Origin of the sequence: Burkholderia sp. GbtcB21, assembly GCF_019091065.1 — a bacterium.
Lineage (GTDB): Bacteria > Pseudomonadota > Gammaproteobacteria > Burkholderiales > Burkholderiaceae > Burkholderia > Burkholderia pyrrocinia_C.
Window position 1 is genome coordinate 1 of sequence record NZ_JAGXKA010000519.1, and the last position, 232, is coordinate 232.

Below are 232 nucleotides of genomic sequence, written 5' to 3' on the forward strand. Positions count from 1 at the left end.
GCGCATGTCGCCCTGGCGCACATAGAACGACGCGGTTTCCCCGAGTTCGCGACTCAGCGTCTCGAGCAGCGGCTCGACCACCCGGCCGACCCGGAACGAGCGCTGGTACAGCGCGGCGGGCCGCAGCGGCTCGTGCCCGACCGCGTACTGGCCGTCGTCGAGGTTGCGGATGAAGCCGCCATGTTGGGGCGCGGCGGGCAGACGCAGGATCGTGCTCTGGTACAACCCGGTG

Annotated in this window: 1 pseudogene; it reads right to left on the reverse strand. The window is 70.7% G+C overall.

The window, feature by feature from the left end:
• Positions 1 to 232, reverse strand: a pseudogene (locus KVT39_RS37525) (IclR family transcriptional regulator); the annotation flags it as partial.